This window comes from Enterobacter cloacae complex sp. S1, assembly GCF_014930525.1.
Taxonomy (GTDB): domain Bacteria; phylum Pseudomonadota; class Gammaproteobacteria; order Enterobacterales; family Enterobacteriaceae; genus Enterobacter; species Enterobacter hormaechei_C.
On the sequence record NZ_JADBRE010000011.1, the window covers coordinates 83,869 to 100,806 of the forward strand.

16 protein-coding genes are annotated in these 16,938 nt (G+C 55.1%); 6 read left to right on the forward strand and 10 right to left on the reverse strand.

All coding sequences use genetic code 11. The features are described from left to right. Window positions 1-151: 151 nt before the first annotated feature. Complete coding sequence (locus IM290_RS09825; protein ID WP_017384697.1) at window positions 152-859, forward strand: CTP synthase; 708 nt, start codon at window positions 152-154, stop codon at window positions 857-859. A 31-nt stretch (window positions 860-890) separates the two neighbouring features. Here the strand turns inward: IM290_RS09825 and IM290_RS09830 are convergent, their stop codons facing one another. Then, a complete protein-coding gene (locus tag IM290_RS09830; protein WP_193041546.1) occupies window positions 891-2,078 on the reverse strand; it encodes a CynX/NimT family MFS transporter in 1,188 nt (395 codons plus the stop codon). A gap of 99 nt (window positions 2,079-2,177) precedes the next feature. On the opposite strand from IM290_RS09830, the gene IM290_RS09835 reads away from it, so the two are divergent. After that, window positions 2,178-2,969, forward strand: coding sequence for a helix-turn-helix transcriptional regulator (locus tag IM290_RS09835; RefSeq protein WP_017384695.1), 792 nt, complete (start codon window positions 2,178-2,180; stop codon window positions 2,967-2,969). On the opposite strand, the gene IM290_RS09840 is transcribed toward IM290_RS09835, so the two are convergent. The 3 genes from IM290_RS09840 to IM290_RS09850 all read right to left on the reverse strand — a co-directional run bounded on the left by IM290_RS09840 (window position 2,953) and on the right by IM290_RS09850 (window position 6,889). Beyond that, window positions 2,953-3,399, reverse strand: a complete 447-nt coding sequence (locus tag IM290_RS09840; RefSeq protein WP_003857881.1) for a DUF441 domain-containing protein — start codon at window positions 3,397-3,399, stop codon at window positions 2,953-2,955. The genes IM290_RS09835 and IM290_RS09840 overlap by 17 nt on opposite strands. Window positions 3,400-3,505: 106 nt before the next feature. Next, window positions 3,506-5,542 (reverse strand): TIM-barrel domain-containing protein, encoded by a 2,037-nt coding sequence (locus IM290_RS09845; RefSeq protein WP_193041547.1) that lies wholly within the window; start codon window positions 5,540-5,542, stop codon window positions 3,506-3,508. 15 nt (window positions 5,543-5,557) lie between these two features. Further along, the gene (locus tag IM290_RS09850; protein ID WP_193041548.1) at window positions 5,558-6,889 is read right to left on the reverse strand and encodes a glycoside-pentoside-hexuronide (GPH):cation symporter; all 1,332 of its coding nucleotides are present in this window, start codon (window positions 6,887-6,889) and stop codon (window positions 5,558-5,560) included. A gap of 286 nt (window positions 6,890-7,175) precedes the next feature. On the opposite strand from IM290_RS09850, the gene yoaI reads away from it, so the two are divergent. Next, a complete protein-coding gene (gene yoaI, locus IM290_RS21610; RefSeq protein WP_017384693.1) occupies window positions 7,176-7,277 on the forward strand; it encodes a small membrane protein YoaI in 102 nt (33 codons plus the stop codon). Window positions 7,278-7,297: 20 nt separating this feature from the next. Here the strand turns inward: yoaI and IM290_RS09855 are convergent, their stop codons facing one another. From IM290_RS09855 to yeaG, 3 genes are all read right to left on the reverse strand, one after another. Next, window positions 7,298-7,798 carry a YbaK/prolyl-tRNA synthetase associated domain-containing protein gene (locus IM290_RS09855; RefSeq protein ID WP_193041549.1) on the reverse strand — a complete coding sequence of 167 codons (501 nt, stop codon included), beginning with the start codon at window positions 7,796-7,798 and terminating at the stop codon, window positions 7,298-7,300. Window positions 7,799-7,897: 99 nt separating this feature from the next. Further along, entirely contained in the window at window positions 7,898-9,181 is a 1,284-nt protein-coding gene (locus IM290_RS09860; protein ID WP_017384692.1) for a YeaH/YhbH family protein, read from the reverse strand. 89 nt (window positions 9,182-9,270) lie between these two features. After that, window positions 9,271-11,205, reverse strand: a complete 1,935-nt coding sequence (yeaG, locus tag IM290_RS09865) for a protein kinase YeaG (protein WP_006809140.1) — start codon at window positions 11,203-11,205, stop codon at window positions 9,271-9,273. A 432-nt stretch (window positions 11,206-11,637) separates the two neighbouring features. Here yeaG and IM290_RS09870 point away from each other — a divergent pair, with 432 nt between their 5' ends. Next, the gene (locus IM290_RS09870) at window positions 11,638-12,384 is read left to right on the forward strand and encodes a MipA/OmpV family protein (protein ID WP_017384691.1); all 747 of its coding nucleotides are present in this window, start codon (window positions 11,638-11,640) and stop codon (window positions 12,382-12,384) included. A gap of 66 nt (window positions 12,385-12,450) precedes the next feature. On the opposite strand, the gene IM290_RS09875 is transcribed toward IM290_RS09870, so the two are convergent. After that, window positions 12,451-13,335 carry a D-hexose-6-phosphate mutarotase gene (locus tag IM290_RS09875; protein WP_032104146.1) on the reverse strand — a complete coding sequence of 295 codons (885 nt, stop codon included), beginning with the start codon at window positions 13,333-13,335 and terminating at the stop codon, window positions 12,451-12,453. Between the two features lie 74 nt (window positions 13,336-13,409). After that, window positions 13,410-14,405: a glyceraldehyde-3-phosphate dehydrogenase gene (gene gapA / locus IM290_RS09880; protein WP_006809136.1), complete on the reverse strand. Its 996-nt coding sequence runs from the start codon at window positions 14,403-14,405 to the stop codon at window positions 13,410-13,412. Window positions 14,406-14,746: 341 nt separating this feature from the next. Between gapA and msrB the strand changes: the two genes are divergently transcribed. Together msrB and IM290_RS09890 are read left to right on the forward strand one after the other, a co-directional pair. Next, on the forward strand, window positions 14,747-15,160 hold the full coding sequence (msrB, locus tag IM290_RS09885) for a peptide-methionine (R)-S-oxide reductase MsrB (protein ID WP_003857865.1): 414 nt from the start codon (window positions 14,747-14,749) through the stop codon (window positions 15,158-15,160). Window positions 15,161-15,201: 41 nt separating this feature from the next. Then, a complete protein-coding gene (locus IM290_RS09890) occupies window positions 15,202-15,474 on the forward strand; it encodes a YeaC family protein (RefSeq protein ID WP_017384688.1) in 273 nt (90 codons plus the stop codon). A gap of 50 nt (window positions 15,475-15,524) precedes the next feature. On the opposite strand, the gene IM290_RS09895 is transcribed toward IM290_RS09890, so the two are convergent. Beyond that, window positions 15,525-16,778, reverse strand: coding sequence for a glycoside hydrolase family 18 protein (locus IM290_RS09895; RefSeq protein ID WP_193041550.1), 1,254 nt, complete (start codon window positions 16,776-16,778; stop codon window positions 15,525-15,527). Between the last annotated feature and the right edge of the window lie 160 nt (window positions 16,779-16,938).

Sequence of the window (16,938 nt, forward strand, 5' to 3'; positions counted from 1 at the left end):
GGGTCCTCCTCATTTCCTTACGACGTTCTGCAAGAACACTATAGCACCCGGCTTTTATCCACCCAATTTAAGGTATTGTGATAATTGCAAAAGATCGGTAGTCTGAGGTTCCTTATGTTATCTGAAAATCCTCCGGCATAAGGAATCTCTGATGGAACTCTCCCCGGTTAAAACGACGCTGCGCATTGCGCTGGTTGGTGATTACAATCCCGATGTTATTGCGCACCAGGCGATCCCGCTGGCGATTGACGACGCCGCTGCGGTTCTGGATCTCACCGCTGATTATGACTGGCTCGCCACGCCTGAGCTGACCAGCGCCGAAGACCTCGTCGGGTACGATGCCATCTGGCTGGTACCGGCAAGCCCGTATAAAAACACCGAGGCGGCGTTTATTGCGGCGCGTTACGCGCGTGAGAATAGCATCCCCTTTCTCGGCACCTGCGGCGGGTTCCAGCATGCGCTGATTGAGTATGCGCGTAATGTACTGGGCTGGCACGATGCAGGCCATGCCGAAACCGACACCGAGGGAAGGATGGTAATTGCGCCGCTGACCTGCTCGCTGGTGGAAAAAACCGACGCGATCGAGCTGCGGAATAACACGCTGATTGCTAAAGCGTATGGCAAGCCGGAAATTCAGGAGGGGTATCACTGCAATTACGGCGTCTCACCTGAGTTTGCCGACCAGCTTGAGCGGGGCGACATGCGCGTAACGGGCTGGGACGAGCAGGGCGAGATCCGAGCGGCAGAGCTGGTAACCCATCCTTTCTTTGTCCTCACCCTGTTCCAGCATGAGCGGGCCGCGCTGCAAGGGCGCCCGGTCGTGCTGGTACAGGCCATGCTGCGGGCGGCGCAGGGATAAAAAAAGCAGACCTCCGGGTCTGCCTTGAATGTCAGCGGGGTGTGATCTCCCGGTCACGCCCGGCAAGCATACCGCATAACGCCATCACCACCGCGGCCAGCGCGCAGGCGAGCAGCGGAATGCGCCAGTCTCCGGCGGTATCGTGAATTTTCCCCATCAGCGGTGGGCCACAGGCCGCCAGAAGATAGCCAATCGACTGTGCCATGCCGGAGAGCGCCGCGGCCTGATGGGCCGAGCTGGCGCGCAGCCCGATAAACGTCAGGCCGAGGATCATGGTGGCGCCGGATCCAAAGCCAAACACCAGCGTCCAGACGACGGCCAGCCCCGGCACGAACCAGAACCCGGCCGCGCTGACGGCGCACATCAGGGCGACTAGCCCGGCAATGCCACGCTGATCGTTAAGACGGTGCAGGATCAGCGGAATGGCGAGACCGGGAACCGCGGTTGCCAGCTGGAGAAGCCCGTGCATGGAGCCAGCCTGCGTTTCGCTGTAGCCATGGCTAAGCAAAATCGCGGGTAACCAGCCGATAATGACGTAGTAAATCAGCGAGTTAATGCCCAGAAAAAGCGTCACCTGCCAGGCGAGCGCCGAGCGCCAGATAGCCCGATTGTGCAGCGCGCCCGCTCCGGTCAGGGTGGCGGCCGGCTTCTGGCGCCATTGCGGTAACCACAGCAGCAGCGCCACCAGCGGGAAGAACATCAGCATCAGCAGCGCCCCGTGCCAGCCACCACTCCCCAGCGACAGCGGGACGATCAGCGCCGACCCTGCGGCAGCAGCGGCTCCCATCGTCAGCGAATAAGCCCCCGTCAGTTTTGCGACCTGGCCCGGAAAATCACGTTTGATTAAGCCAGGTAACAGGACATTGCCCAGCGCAATCCCACAGCCCACGATCGCCGTACCGATAAACAGCAGCGAGGGCGACGGCAGCGAACGTACGCCAATCCCGATGCAAATCAGCAGCAGAGCGATAAAAAGGCTGCGCTCCATGCCCAGGCGCCGGGCGACGCCTGCGGCAAGGGGAGAGATAAAGGCGAAGGCCAGCAGAGGCAGCGTCGTGAGCAGGCCGGTTTGCGCCGTGCTTAAACCATAGTCCTGTCGGATGGTATCGAGCAGGGGGGCGACACCGGTAAAGGTGACGCGCAGCGTCGTGGCAATCATCAGGATGCCTGTAATCAGCAGCGCACCCTGTTTCCCGGAAGGTTGAATAGCAGTAGTCATTATTGTCTCTTACGTTCAGGCGAGCGCATACCATACCGATTTAAGTCGTGGTTGAAATCAGGCTAAAATGACAGTTTATCGCTAATATCGGACAACTTTATGTACGGACTGGGGCTCGATGGCTACGATCCCGATAGCCAGCACGACGCGGCGGTGGCCTTTCGCATCCGCGTGGTGGCACAGGAACAATATATTCCGCTGCATCAGCACCGCAAAGGGCAGCTGATTATGGCGCTGGGGGGAGCGATCACCTGTGAAGTGGAGAACGCGATGCTGATGGTGCCGCCCCAGTATGCGGTGTGGATCCCGGGACAAACGCCGCACAGCAACAAGGCGACGCCCGGCGCGCAGCTCTGTCTGCTGTTTATTGAACCCGGTGCGCTCGAATTGCCGACGCGCACCTGTACGCTGAAAATATCGCCCCTGGTGCGTGAGCTGGTGCTGGCGCTTGCGGACAGGTCACGGGAGGAACTGCCTCTTCCCGCTACCGGAAGGCTGGTTGACGTCCTGTTTGATGAACTGCCCCTGCAACCGCAGGAGCATCTACAGCTGCCGGTATCTCCGCATCCAAAAATTCGCCTGATGAGTGAGACCATGGCAAACGAACCTGCCGCCTGGCAGACGCTGGCGCAGTGGGCCAGCCACTTTGCCATGAGCGAACGCAATCTGGCGCGGCTGGTGGTGAAAGAGACTGGCTTGAGCTTTCGCCGCTGGCGGCACCAGCTCCAGCTGATTGTCGCATTGCAGTTTTTGATCGGCGGAAAGTCGGTTCAGCAGGCGGCGCAGGCGCTGGGGTATGACTCCACCACCGCCTTCATCACCATGTTTAAGAAAGGACTGGGACAGACGCCCGCCCGCTATATCGCCAGCCTGACTACGACTTCCCGATAAACAGCGAAACCAGTCCGGCAGCAATCAGCGGGCCAACCGGCACGCCACGAAACAGCGCCACGCCTAACACGGTGCCCACCAGCAGCCCGGCCACCAGTGAAGGCTGGCTGCTCATCAGCGTCACGCCGCGCCCGCCAAGCCATGAGACAAAAACGCCCACCGCAATCGCCACCAGCGATTTCCAGTTTACAAAGGAGTGCAGCAGCGTTGAGGCCGGTAGCGTTCCGCTGGCAATCGGGGCCATCACGCCGATGGTCAAAATAATGATCCCGATGGTAAGCCCCTGTTTTTCTATCCACGGGAAGAAGGTATTCAATGGTGTGACGCGAACGATGATCAGGACCAGAATGGAAATCGCGACGGTGGTGTTGTGGCTGACAAAACCCAGAGCAGCCAGGGCCAGAAGTATGAGCAGAGTAGGGTCGAACATGACGGGATCCTTGCCAAAAATAGTAAGCCTGCTTACTTTACGCGCAAACGCGACGGCAGGCAGGCTTTACTGAAAAAATTGTCTATTTTTGGGCACTTGCCTGACGTCAGTCCACCAGCTGCTGGATAAGTGGACTTCCTTCGCGGATAAACACCGGGATGGTTTCCAGCGCCGCAGGCACCCGGATATGCTCCCCACCGGCGTAGCGCTCACCGTTGAGAGCGATCCAGCTATTGCCCGTCGGCAGCCAGACATCGCGCTCACGCTGACCGGCCTGCATAACCGGCGCCACCAGAAGATCTTCGCCAAACAGATACTGATCTTCACACGTCCAGCTCTGCTTATCCTGCGGATAGTGCCAGAACAGCGGACGCAAGAGAGGGTCTCCGTGCAGATGAGCCTGCTGGTACAACGCGTCAATATAGGGGCGCAGGGTTTCGCGCACGGTAAGCCAGTGCTGCATGATGGCGTAATTCTCTTCTCCGTAACTCCACAGCTCATTAGGCGAACCGCTGTTACACTGAGGAATGCCGTCACGGTAGCGCTCCGGGGGCTGGATCTGCGGTACGCGATAGCCGTGCATGCGCAGAACCGGTGTAAACACCGCCCACTGGAACCAACGGATCAGCAATTCGTGGAACGCCGGGTCGTTAACGTTCCCTCCCTGGAAGCCACCGATATCGGTTGTCCACCATGGGATCCCCGCCAGCCCCATATTCAGTCCCGCGGCGAGTTGATTGCGAAAAGCATGGAACGAGGAGTGGACATCACCCGACCACGCCAGCACGCCGAAGCGCTGGCTGCCTGCCCAGGCGCAGCGTACCAGGTTAACAATGTCGGTTTCACCATTTGCCTGGAGCCCATCGTAAAAGCACTGCGCAAAGTCACGCGGGTAGCGATTGCCCACTTCCAGCACCGGACCGGCGTGGTAGCGATAGTTGTCAAAATCATAGGCGCGGTATTCCGGCTCCGCTTCGTCCAGCCAGAACAGCTTAATGCCCATGTCGTAGTAATTTTTCTTCACCGTATCCCAGACGAATTTCCGCGCCTCAGGATGGGTCGCATCAAAGAAGGTGGTATTGCCCATAAAATCGAGGTTGACCTGCACGCCACGTTCACTGCTGACCAGCCAGCCTTTGGCTTTCATCAGCGGGTAGAGAGGGCTGCGCGCCTCTACCGTTGGCCACACCGACACCATCAGCGCAATACCCATTTCGCGCAGCTCGTCGACCATCCCTTCAGGATCGGGCCAGTCTACGGGGTCGAAGCACCAGGTGCCCTGATTCGGCCAGTGGAAAAAGTCGATGACCATCACCGACAGCGGCAGATTACGGCGGCGATACTCTCGCGCAACCTCCAGCACCTCCTGCTGGGTGCGGTAGCGTAATTTGCACTGCCACAGCCCGCTGATAAACGCCGGGGCGGAGGGCGGAGTACCGGTGGCTTTCACATACTGGCGGGTGATATCCGCCACCGTGTCGGCGGCGGTGATCCAGTAGTCCATTTCTCCTGTGACGCGGGCGCGCCATTCCGTCTGATTTTTTGCAAAGCTGGCTTCACCAATCGCCGGGTTGTTCCACAGCAGGCCATAGCCAAGGCTGGACTGCATAAAGGGCACGCTGGCCTGGGAGTTGCGCTGCGCCAGTTCCAGCGTACAGCCTTTCAGATCCAGCCACGGCTGTTGATACTGACCCATGCCATAGATGCGTTCATCCGGACGCGATTCAAACCGGACGGTGAGCTGATATTTCCCCCCCATTAGCGGCTTAAATTCGCGGCCATCCAGCTTCAGGGCGCTGACATATTTATCCTGGCTCTTCTCGCTGGCACCGATACCCACCGTTGAACGCTGGCGCCACATCTCTTCCAGCAGCAGTTCGCCGCGCTGATTGTAGAAGGCCAGCTGACCTTTAAGATTCAGCGTCGCGGTAATATTGCCGTTGCGCAGCGTCAGGCTTTCCGCTTCGGCGACAATCTCAGCCTGGCAAGGGGCGGCGGGCAACAGTGCCTGTAAGGCGTCATCAAAAGCCGGGGAGCAGGTGGCCCTGACGCGCAGGCTGTTTTCACCCCACGGTTCAATACGCAGGGTCTGGCGTTCAAAACGCCATTCGATACTGTTGGAATGTTGGATCAGCTCACTCATGGAAAACGCGTCCTTCTAAACAGGGTGTTTGGCAAGATGGATGGATTGCATTGTGCTGTCGTCGAGCTTGTACCAGCGCAGCGTGGCAAACGCGCAGAGTGACAAGACGCCAGGCACGACGGTGAAGAGGGCGATGATGCAGTACATGGCCGTGGTGGTCTGTTCCGGGGCGTTGGCGACATAGCCGCTTAAGCCCAGCGTCCAGCCAACAATCGCGCCGCTGATCGCCATTCCCAGCTTGAGTACGGCGAGGAAGGTGGAGAAGATCACGCCGTCCATGCGTTTCCCCTGTTTCCATTCGCCGTAATCGGCGACGTCCGCCATCATTACCCACATCAGCGTGGTGGTGGCCTGGTAAAGGGTGGAGACGATAAACGTCATGGGCACCAGAATAAGCACTGACTTAGGCGCAAAGAACAGGGCGAAGCTGAGTACCCCCGCCAGTACGGAACAGTATCCAAACATCTGCACTTTGCTGACGTTCTGCGTCAGACGTTTGGCCAGCGCACTGCCTGCGGCTTTCCCGAGAATATGCGCCCCGAGCATCCACATAAAATAGCTTGCGCTACCGAGATAATAAGTGACGAAATACATCATTGCGCCAAGGCGAATAACGCCAAAACCAATGTTGGTTAATACCAGGACGGCGACAACCCGCCATTGGTCGTTTCGTAATAAATCCCGCAGTTCCGCAAGATAATTATTGTGGGTAGCGGGAGCCTTAATACGTTCACGCGTATTGGCGAAGCAGATCCAGAACATGATGACCGCGATGGTCGCCATAATGGCCATCGCCCAGCGGTAGCCCAGTAATTTATCATCGCCGCCTAAAAACTCTGCCAGCGGCATCATAAAGAATGTCGACAGCGCGCCACCCAGCGTGGCCAGGAAAAAACGATAGGACTGGAGGGAAATTCGCGCATCGTTGTCGGGCGTGATCACCGCGCCCATGGAGCAATAGGGAATATTGATTGCGGTGTACATCAGCATCATCAGGGTATAGCTGACGGTGGCGAAAATCATTTTACCGTGCAGATCGAGCGACGCCGGCACGGCGTAGGTCAGCAGACAACTTGCGCCAAAGGGCAGCGCCAGCCACAGCATCCAGGGGCGGAATTTGCCCCAGCGCGTGCGCGTCCTGTCTGCGATATAGCCCATCGCCGGGTCTATTATGGCATCGGCGGTTCTCGCCAGAAGAAACATGGTGCCCACGAATGCGGCAGGTAGCCCCACCACGTCCGTATAGTAAAACGTCAGAAAAATAATGACGTTATCCAGCCCAATATGGCTCGCCATATCGCCTAACCCATAACTGATCTTTTCTTTACGGGTAATTATTTCGGTCATTGTATTCACCTTGCCAGTGTAAGGTTTATTTTTGAGGTGCTCCGTAAACAAGGTTAACCATGATGAAAAGGTTAACAATTGCGAGATCTGGCATCGGGGTTACGTAAATTTCTTTTCGTGATACCGGTAACAAATAAAGTATTTAAACAGTGACTTTATACGGTGGAGGATAGGTAACAGCGAATCGTTTCAGCGAAAAAATAGTCATTTCACGGACGCGTCATTGTCATTTAACTGTCATTGTGCAGGGGTAAAAAAGAGGCAAATGGGCAAAGCAGAGGGCATCATGAACGATCCTATGTTTGTCGAAACGCTGATTATCTCCTCATCGTTTTTTATTATCGCGATTATTTTGATTGCTTCCGTGCTGCTGCTGGAAAACGGCTGACCGTTAGCCAGCCGCTGTATTTATTGTTTACGGAACGTCACCAGTTCAGGACGGGCGATACGCAGATAGTCCTGGGTGTCCATAATCACCGACTTTTCCAGCAGGCCGGCGTTAAAGGCGATCTCGTCGAAGCGCTCAAACAGCAGCGGATCGGCGACCAGCGTCAGATCCGGATGAAAGCTGAAGGGGGGAATGGCGCCGAAAACGCAGCCGGTAAGCGCATCCACTTCTGCCGGACTGGCGAGCGAGGCCTTTAGCCCACCGAAATGACTGGCCAGCAGGCTCAGATCGGCCTGCCGATCGGCGGCGAGGATTGCCAGAATATGTTTCTTAACACCGTTGCCTTTTACCTTGCAGACCAGTGCTTTTGCACCCTGTCGCAGATCGGTTCCGCGAATTTCACTGACCGCTTCGCATTTCCCAACGGCCTCATGCGCCACCATGCGAAAGCGCGCCTCCTGCTCGGTTAATAAGCTGATTAGCCGCTGATGGGGCGTCGTCCCGATCACGTCATCAGACATAACGATTTCACCTGTGATTTGCCAATACGTAGCTTGCTACATTAGCACGGGACGGAGAGGGCTGAAAGAAAACAGCCAGCGGGTGCGCTGGCTGTTGGGTCATGCGTTGCTGGTGGACGACTGTTTCTGGAACAGTTCCCGGAAGACCGGGTAGATGTCATCCTGGTCACGAATGTGCTGCATCGCAAAGTTATCGAACATCGCTTGCAGATGCTCATACTCACGCCACAGCGTCTGGTGGGCGCGACGGGTAATTTCAATGTAGCTGTAGTAACGCACCACCGGCAGGATCTTCTTCGCCAGAATTTCATGACACAGCGGCGAGTCATCCGCCCAGTTATCGCCATCCGATGCCTGCGCGGCGTAGATATTCCACTGCGCCGGATCGTAGCGCTCCTTCACCACCTCGTCCATCAGCTTCAGGGCGCTCGACACGATGGTGCCGCCGGTCTCCTGCGAGTAGAAGAACTCATGTTCATCCACCTCTTTCGCCTGAGTGTGATGGCGGATGTAGACCACCTCCACGTTCTTATACGTTCTGCTCAGGAACAGATAGAGCAGAATATAAAAACGCTTAGCCATATCCTTGGTGGCCTGATCCATTGAACCTGATACGTCCATCAGGCAGAACATCACCGCCTGACTGGAAGGCTCCGGCCGTTTTTCGTAGTTCTTGTAGCGCAGGTCGAACGTGTCGATAAACGGCACCCGGTCGATCTTCGCCCGCAGTTCGGCGATCTCTTTTCGCAGGCGCTCCTCTTCCAGCAGTTGTGCCGGTTCGGTGTTTTCCACCACTTTCAGGCTGGTTTCCAGCTCGCGCAGTTCGCGCCGTTTGCCTGCCGTCATCGCCGTGCGTCGCGCCAGTGAGTTTTGCAGTGAGCGCACCACGCTGATGTTGGCGGGCACCCCGTTTGCGGTATAACCCGCGCGATGGGTTTTGTATTCGTTGAGCTGACGGTGCTGATTCTTTCTCAGATTCGGCAGGGCCAGATCCTCAAACAGCAGGTCGAGATATTCGTCTTTTGAAATCTGAAAGACGAACTCGTCCTGGCCTTCACCGTCCTGGCTGGCCTGTCCCTGACCGCTGCCAGAACCGCCGCCTCCGCCTTGGGGCCGCTCGATTCTGTCATTCTGGACGAAGTGGTCATTACCTGGGTGCACACGATGGCGAAGGCCGCCACGCCCCTGATGAAACATCGGTTCGCTGATGTCATCGTTAGGGATGGAGACGGATTCGCCGCTGTCGACATCGGTCACCGAGCGTTTGTTGATGGCCTCGGAGATCGACTGTTTAATTTGCGCTTTATAACGGCGCAAGAAGCGCTGGCGATTCACCGTGCTCTTGTTTTTGCCGTTAAGACGCCGGTCAATAAACCAGGTCATATATCCCCCGTACTGCATTTGCCAACTTGCAGCGTCCGTAAGTACCGGACATTTTGTTGGCCCGGTAAGCGCGTTACCGGGCACTTGTTTTAAGACGATTTACGCACGCGCAGATACCATTCACAGAGCAGGCGGACCTGTTTGCGGGTATAGCCTTTTTCCATCATACGGTCGACAAAATCGTCGTGCTTTTTCTGCTCGTCGGTTGAGGTTTTGGCGTTGAACGAGATGACCGGCAACAGCTCTTCCGTGTTAGAGAACATTTTCTTCTCTATAACCGTGCGCAGTTTTTCGTAGCTGGTCCAGTTCGGATTGCGGCCGTTGTTATGCGCTCTGGCGCGCAGCACGAAGTTCACAATCTCGTTTCGGAAGTCTTTCGGATTGCTGATCCCGGCTGGTTTCTCGATTTTTTCAAGTTCCGCGTTCAGGGATTCACGGTCAAACAGCTGGCCGGTATCCGGGTCGCGATACTCCTGATCCTGGATCCAGAAGTCAGCGTAGGTGACGTACCGGTCGAAGATGTTCTGGCCGTATTCGGAATAGGATTCCAGGTAGGCGGTCTGGATCTCTTTGCCGATAAACTCGGCGTATTTCGGGATCAGGTAGCCTTTCAGGAACTCCAGGTAGCGTTCAGCCTGCTCCTGTGGGAACTGTTCACGTTCAATTTGCTGTTCCAGCACGTAGAACAGATGTACCGGGTTGGCGGCCACCTCCGCGTGGTCGAAGTTAAAGACGCGGGAGAGGATCTTAAACGCGAAACGCGTCGACAAACCGTTCATCCCTTCGTCGACCCCGGCGTAATCGCGGTATTCCTGGTACGATTTCGCTTTCGGGTCGGTATCCTTCAGGCTTTCGCCGTCATACACGCGCATTTTTGAGTAGATGCTGGAGTTTTCCGGCTCTTTCAGGCGCGACAGGATCGAGAAGCGCGACAGTGTTTCCAGCGTTCCCGGTGCGCAAGGGGCATGGACCAGCTCACTGTGGTTGAGCAGTTTTTCGTAAATCTTGATCTCCTCGGAGATCCGCAGGCAATAAGGCACTTTGACGATGTACACACGGTCAAGGAACGCCTCATTGTTTTTGTTGTTACGGAAGGTCACCCATTCAGATTCGTTAGAGTGGGCAAGGATAATCCCGTTAAACGGCAGGGCGGAAATACCTTCTGTCCCGTTGTAGTTCCCTTCCTGGGTGGCGGTCAGTAGCGGATGCAGCACTTTGATCGGTGCTTTAAACATCTCGACAAATTCCATAATCCCCTGGTTGGCGCGGCACAGCGCACCGGAATAACCGTAGGCATCCGGGTCGTTTTGCGCGTGATGCTCCAGCTTACGGATATCGACTTTACCCACCAGCGCCGAGATATCCTGGTTGTTCTCGTCACCGGGTTCAGTTTTAGCGATGGCGATCTGCTCGAGGATAGACGGCCACACTTTCACGACGCGGAACTTGGTGATGTCCCCGCCAAACTCGTGCAGACGTTTTGCCGCCCACGGCGACATGATCGTACCGAGATAGCGATGCGGAATGCCAAACTCTTTTTCCAGAATTTGTGCATCCTCTTGCGGATTAAACAGGCACAGCGGATGGTCATTGACCGGGCTGCGTTCGCCGTTGGCGCTCAGCACATAGATCGGCACGCGCTGCATCAGCGCTTTCAGCCGTTCAGCCAGGGAGGATTTACCCCCACCGACAGGACCCAGCAGATAAAGGATCTGTTTCTTCTCTTCCAGCCCCTGAGCGGCATGCTTCAGGTAGGAGACGATCTGCTCAATGGCGTCTTCCATGCCATAGAACTCTTCAAACGCCGGGTATCGGGCGACCACCCGATTCGAAAATAGACGGGAAAGCCGTGGCTCCAGGGCAGTATCAACCATGTTTGGCTCACCAATAGCCATCAATAGCCGTTCTGCCGCATTGGCATAGGCACTGCGATCTTGCCGACAAATGGTAAGAAACTCCTGCAGTGTGAACTCTTCGTCCTTGGCAGCTTCGTAGCGCTGGCGATAGTGATCGAATATATTCATGGCATGCCGTCCTTTCGTTTTTTAGCACAGGATAAGAGCCGTTCGTATGAGTAGTGGAGGCTCCCGGAAGAGAATTTTTCGCACCTCACTGCCAGAGCAGCAACCTGTGTGCCAGGTCGAAGGCTATGAACCGCAGGGTGTTCAGCAAAACCTCTTCTTAAATTAAAGCGTAGATGGCAATTGCAAAACTTGCATACGGATAAAATCTACTTTCAATGACATATCAATAACTCATCCAAAAATTTCCACTGCGGTTATAAGCGAAAAGCGGGTTTTTCATTTATCGGTCACATAAATGAAAGCGGGATGTCATCTGAAAAATGAAAAATAACGGGTTAATCAAACGGATTAGCGCGCAAAAAATTTTGGGATGTACGGGAATGGCGGTTACACTTCACCCGCTGATTATTTGACTACAGGAAAGAATGGATTGTGACCAAACTCAAACTTCTGGCATTGGGCATCCTTGCCGCTACCGCAGCGAGCACCGTACAGGCTGAGAGCCAGTGGACTGTTGGCGCGGGTGCTGGCGTGATTAACAGCCCGTACAAGCAGTATGACCGCGACGTTTATCCTGTCCCCGTTGTCACCTATGAAGGCGATAACTTCTGGTTCCGTGGGTTGGGCGGTGGCTACTATCTGTGGAACGATACGGCCGATAAGCTCTCCATCATGGCCTATTACGATCCAACGCACTTTAAACCAGGCGACAGCGACAGCAATGCGCTTCGTCAGCTGGACAAACGCAGAAGCTCACTGATGGCGGGGCTTTCTTACGTCCATAATACCGAGTATGGCTTCCTGCGCACTGCGCTGGCGGGCGATACCCTGGACAACAGCAACGGCTTCATCTGGGATCTGGCGTGGCTTTATCGCTATACCAACGGCGCAGTGACGCTGACGCCGGGTATCGGTGTGCAGTACAGCAGCGAGAATTACAACGACTACTACTATGGCGTGTCTAAAGCGGAGTCTCGCCGCAGTGGTCTGAAGAGCTACAGCGCGGATGATGGCTGGGATCCGTACCTGGAACTCACCGCCTCGTATAACTTCCTCGGTGACTGGAATGTGTACGGTACTGGCCGTTACATTCGTCTGAGCGATGAAGTGAAAGACAGCCCGATGGTCGACAAGTCCTGGTCTGGCATCTTCTCCGTGGGTGTGACCTACAAGTTCTGACCAGAACGTGATGCATTAAAACGGGGCGCTAGCGCCCCGTTTGTTTTTTATGATGCCTGAACAATATTAGCGCTTCACAATCTTGATCGTCTGGCCTAAGCGGGACGGTTTTTCTTCGCTGGTTTTCTGCGGCGCGGTCACGCACGCGGTTTCCACGCACACGAAGGTCTTGTAACCGTCATCCGGGATATCCGCCATGCTGACGGAAAGGGCAGGGCCCGGGTTCCAGCCCACCACGTTGCTGTGGTGGTGATGAACCACATCAATACCGCGGTTCAGCGCGCTGTCGTGGATGACGCTACAGGCTTCCGGGTGCAGATACACGCGGTCGGTACGATCCGGGAAAGTCTGCACGCCGTCGTCCAGCTTGCCTTCTTTCGCGTTATCCACTTTGTCGATAAAGGTATCGCCAAGTCCGCTCACCTTAACGGCCTGAATATCGCCTACGTTGAAATAGGTGTGCAGGGCGGACGTTGTTTCGAATTCGCCGTGCGCTTCCAGTTCAATTTCGCAGGTTTTACCCAGCTTGAAGCGGGCATACAGGGTGAACTCGTGTGGCCACAGGGCACGCGTTTCATCATTCGCCTGGAGTTCAAAGGTCAACACCGCACCGTTTTCATCTTCATTGTGGGCTTTCAGCGTCCACTGCTGGTTACGGGCGAAACCGTGTGAGGGTAAACCCTGCTGCGCTGACGGGCCAAACCATGGCCAGCAGATCGGTACGCCGCCGCGGATCGCCGCCCCTTTTTTGAACGAGGTGGCCTCGCTCAGCCACAGGCCTTCTTCTTCACCTTCTGGTTTCCAGGAGAGCAGGTGGGCGCCATTGAGCGCTACGGAGGCTTTAACGCGCGGATGATCAACGACGATGATATCGGCACCGTCGATCTGACGGCGGGAGAGCACAGGGGTAAGTTGTTCGACTACCGGAAGTGCAAAAATTTTATTAATCATTAAGCAATCCTCTGTCTAAAAACAATAAAAAAGGCGACCGAAGTCGCCTTTTAGGATCAAGCACTCATCTCAACTTATTTGGAGATGTGAGCGATCAGGTCCAGTACTTTGTTAGAGTAGCCAGTTTCGTTGTCGTACCAGGAAACCAGTTTCACGAAGTTGTCGTTCAGTGCGATACCTGCTTTAGCATCGAACACGGAAGTGCACACTTCGCCGTTGAAATCGGTAGATACAACGTCGTCTTCGGTGTAACCCAGAACGCCTTTCATTGGGCCTTCGGAAGCAGCTTTGATTGCTTTCTTAATTTCTTCATAAGAAGCAGCTTTTTCCAGACGAACGGTCAGGTCAACAACGGATACGTTAGGAGTTGGAACGCGGAACGCCATACCAGTCAGTTTGCCATTCAGTTCTGGCAGTACTTTACCTACTGCTTTAGCAGCACCGGTAGAAGATGGGATGATGTTCTGAGCCGCGCCACGGCCGCCGCGCCAGTCTTTGTGAGACGGGCCATCAACGGTTTTCTGAGTAGCGGTGGTTGCGTGAACGGTAGTCATCAGACCTTCGATGATGCCGAAGTTGTCGTTGATAACTTTAGCCAGCGGTGCCAGGCAGTTGGTGGTGCAGGATGCGTTGGAAACGATGTCCTGGCCAGCGTAAGTTTCGAAGTTTGCACCGCGAACGAACATTGGGGTGTTGTCTTTGGAAGGACCAGTCAGAACAACTTTCTTCGCACCCGCAGTGATGTGTTTACGTGCAGTTTCGTCGGTCAGGAAGATACCGGTAGCTTCAGCTACAACGTCAACACCGATTTCGTTCCATTTCAGGTTAGCTGGGTCTTTCTCAGCAGTAACGCGGATGGTTTTGCCATTAACAACCAGGTGGCCGTCTTTCACTTCAACGGTGCCGTCGAAACGACCGTGAGTTGAGTCGTACTTCAGCATGTACGCCATGTATTCAGCGTCCAGGAGATCGTTGATACCAACGATTTCGATGTCAGAACGTTTCTGAGCAGCACGGAAAACAATACGGCCGATACGGCCAAAACCGTTGATACCTACTTTGATAGTCATATATTCCACCAGCTATTTGTTAGTGAATAAAAGGTTGCCTGTAAAATTACAAAAACCTTACGCAGCGTCAAGCGGAATCGTGTCAATCATTGCGACAAATCAATCCTGTGACTAACGTTTGTGCGACTGACTCGCCTCACTTTCCCTTTGAGCTAGCAACCACATGGGGGCTGCGCCCGGAATTTTAAAGGCCTCGCAGGATTAAAATGTGAAATTGATCACAATTGCCTGACCGCCTTTTCGCGACACATAAGTTTAGAACAAAAGTGCACGCGCGGGTGTTAATGTTTTGTTAGAATCTGGGTTAAAAGATGTCTGTTTCAACAGCGAGATGTAAGCATATGTCGAACCAACGTAACCCCGACGATTTGAAAAAAAACCTTACAGAGATGCAGTTTTACGTGACGCAAAATCACGGCACAGAACCGCCGTTTTCCGGGCGTTTGCTGCACAATAAACGGGAAGGCGTCTACCACTGCCTGGTGTGTGATGCACCGCTGTTTAACTCCCAGACGAAGTACGATTCTGGCTGCGGCTGGCCGAGCTTTTACGAGCCTGTCAGCGATGATGCGATCCGCTACCTGACGGACACCTCGCACGGCATGGTGCGCACCGAAATTCGCTGCGGGAACTGTGACGCCCATCTCGGGCATGTCTTCCCGGATGGCCCGCAGCCGACGGGGGAGCGTTTCTGCGTAAATTCGGCTTCCATGAGCTTTACCGATGATGAAAACGGCGACCAGACCAAGGGTTGAAAAAACGTTTCAGCAAATTATTCCTTTGAAAGGGAGAGATCATGAATATTGATGACATGATTGCAGGTATGACCCCGGAGGTTTATCAGCGTCTGGTAACGGCCGTTGAGCTGGGAAAATGGCCGGACGGTGTGGCGCTCACACCTGAGCAAAAAGAGAACAGTTTGCAGCTGGTGATGCTGTGGCAGGCGCGTCATAATACCGACGCCCAGCACATGACTATCGACACTAACGGTCAGATGGTGATGAAAAGCAAGCGCGAGCTGAAAGAAGAGTTCGGCATCGCGCCGAAGCCGATTGCGACCTTCAAATAAAGATCCCATGTAGGCCGGGTAAGCGCTAGCGCCACCCGGCACACTGCACTTTAGTGCGGGATCCCAAGCGACTCCGCCAGCTGTTTCGCGAGCTGGTTTTCGTCGTCAGCCCCATACTCCCAGAACATGGCGCCAGCCAGACCTTTCTCCTTAATGTAATCCGCTTTGATCGCCACGGATCGCGGGTTCTCATAGGAAATCGCAAACAGCGCCTTCCCGTCGGCGGATTTCACCGACAGCCACGGCACCTTCGCCTGTTCGTCCCAGTGCTCGGTAAAGCGTTTCTGCGGATCGTTCAGCAGCTTGCGGACGATATCGTTGTACTTCACATAGGTATCTTTGGTCAGATCATAGCCAAGCGATTTGAACAGGCCCAGTTCCTGCGGCCCGAAGTAGGGCTGCGTCACCGGATTGTTCTGCGCGTCCGATTTGCTCCAGTCGATACCCGGTTCAACGGCGCGCTTCGGCACGCGCCCATAGAAACCAATTCCGAGGTTCATCTGCTGCGGCTTCAGCCCGGCGGCCAGATAGTTATTCACCACAAAATCGACGCTGTACTTGTCTGCGGCAGCCACCGTTGGCCAGGCGCTGGAGTCATACAGATTCGCGTTAAAATACTGAGTACCGTACGCCATGTCGTAGGTCATCAGGTTGATGTAATCGAGCAGGGGGGCAATGGCTTTCACATCCACCCAGCTTTTCGGACTTTCCGCATTCGCGCCCACCGCAATCGTGACCAGCTTTTTCTTACCAAACGCGTCACGCATCTCTTTTAACAGCGCGGTGAAATTATCCCGGTCGGCAGAGGTGCTCTCGACCAGTCCCCACGCGCCGTTGACCGGATATTCCCAGTCCAGGTCGATCCCGTCCAGACCGTATTTACTGACGATCTCCTGCGCGGAGCGAATAAATACCGCGCGACTCTCTTTGGTTGCCGCTGCGCCAGAAAAACCACGCGCCCCCCAGCCGCCAACGGAAAGCAGGACTTTCAGGTTCGGGTTTTGTTTACGAAGCTGAGGAAGTAACGCCAGATCGGATGCCACCTTAGGTGATAACCAGATTTGATGCAGTTTTGCCGGATCTTTCAGCACGGCGTTGGTTTCGTCTTTCTCGTTGTTATAGACCAGACCAAACGAGTAGTTGAGGTGGGTGATCTGGCGGACGTCCAGTTTATTAATATCGCCACCCGGTCCGGCGGTAACATCGCCACCGCCATTGAAGTAGCCCACGGACATCAGGGGCGCGGCGGAAGCCAGTGACGCGCAAAGCAAGGGTAATGCTGCCAGCAAGGGCAAACGTTTCATATAATTTCCTCTTTGACTGAACAAAAATAACCACGCCACAGAAAAGGCGTGGCGAAAAAACAGCCTGAAGAGAATAGCATCGCCGTTTCGCTTGTGATGCGAGGGAGTTCACTTTATGGGAGATCGGTGAGGGGGTTTGCCGGGTGGCGGGGGGGGGGGG

Excerpts from the sequence above, each read along its gene's own strand:
- IM290_RS09825 (WP_017384697.1), top strand. The coding sequence starts at position 152 with ATGGAACTCTCCCCGGTTAAAACGACGCTGCGCATTGCGCTGGTTGGT.
- gapA (WP_006809136.1), bottom strand. The coding sequence starts at position 14,405 with ATGACTATCAAAGTAGGTATCAACGGTTTTGGCCGTATCGGCCGTATT.
- IM290_RS09875 (WP_032104146.1), bottom strand. The coding sequence starts at position 13,335 with ATGATTAATAAAATTTTTGCACTTCCGGTAGTCGAACAACTTACCCCT.
- yoaI (WP_017384693.1), top strand. The coding sequence starts at position 7,176 with ATGAACGATCCTATGTTTGTCGAAACGCTGATTATCTCCTCATCGTTT.
- IM290_RS09835 (WP_017384695.1), top strand. The coding sequence starts at position 2,178 with ATGTACGGACTGGGGCTCGATGGCTACGATCCCGATAGCCAGCACGAC.
- IM290_RS09830 (WP_193041546.1), bottom strand. The coding sequence starts at position 2,078 with ATGACTACTGCTATTCAACCTTCCGGGAAACAGGGTGCGCTGCTGATT.
- IM290_RS09890 (WP_017384688.1), top strand. The coding sequence starts at position 15,202 with ATGAATATTGATGACATGATTGCAGGTATGACCCCGGAGGTTTATCAG.
- yeaG (WP_006809140.1), bottom strand. The coding sequence starts at position 11,205 with ATGAATATATTCGATCACTATCGCCAGCGCTACGAAGCTGCCAAGGAC.
- IM290_RS09840 (WP_003857881.1), bottom strand. The coding sequence starts at position 3,399 with ATGTTCGACCCTACTCTGCTCATACTTCTGGCCCTGGCTGCTCTGGGT.
- IM290_RS09855 (WP_193041549.1), bottom strand. The coding sequence starts at position 7,798 with ATGTCTGATGACGTGATCGGGACGACGCCCCATCAGCGGCTAATCAGC.
- IM290_RS09845 (WP_193041547.1), bottom strand. The coding sequence starts at position 5,542 with ATGAGTGAGCTGATCCAACATTCCAACAGTATCGAATGGCGTTTTGAA.
- IM290_RS09895 (WP_193041550.1), bottom strand. The coding sequence starts at position 16,778 with ATGAAACGTTTGCCCTTGCTGGCAGCATTACCCTTGCTTTGCGCGTCA.
- msrB (WP_003857865.1), top strand. The coding sequence starts at position 14,747 with ATGTCGAACCAACGTAACCCCGACGATTTGAAAAAAAACCTTACAGAG.
- IM290_RS09860 (WP_017384692.1), bottom strand. The coding sequence starts at position 9,181 with ATGACCTGGTTTATTGACCGGCGTCTTAACGGCAAAAACAAGAGCACG.
- IM290_RS09850 (WP_193041548.1), bottom strand. The coding sequence starts at position 6,889 with ATGACCGAAATAATTACCCGTAAAGAAAAGATCAGTTATGGGTTAGGC.